This window comes from Pseudomonas sp. SIMBA_041, assembly GCF_046535095.1.
Taxonomy (GTDB): Bacteria; Pseudomonadota; Gammaproteobacteria; order Pseudomonadales; family Pseudomonadaceae; genus Aquipseudomonas; species Aquipseudomonas mucoides.
This window is the reverse complement of record NZ_JAWRXJ010000529.1, coordinates 1-258: the sequence shown is the minus strand read 5'-3', so window position 1 is coordinate 258 and position 258 is coordinate 1. Positions and strand designations below refer to the sequence as shown.

At 55.8% G+C, this 258-nt stretch carries 1 protein-coding gene; it reads right to left on the bottom strand.

Annotated features, from left to right (window positions below; all coding sequences use genetic code 11):
* Positions 1–258 (bottom strand): Rieske 2Fe-2S domain-containing protein (locus SB725_RS32215; protein ID WP_410923557.1); only part of this gene is annotated, 258 nt, incomplete at both ends.

Below are 258 nucleotides of genomic sequence, written 5' to 3'. Positions count from 1 at the left end.
AAAGCGGGCCGCCAGTTTCAGATCGTGGACTTCCGGGCAGGCTTCCAGCACTTTCGCGCCCAGGCCGGGTAATTGATCTTCTACGCTGGTGGCGTTGGGGTCCATGTTGATGAAGACGAATCCGGCATATTCTTCCAGACGCACCGGAACCAGTTGCGCTTTGTCGCTATCGAAATTGGCGACGTTTTCGCAGTTACGTGCATGGGCCAGGTTGCCATCGAGTTTGAATGCCCATGCGTGATACGGGCAGGTAATCAC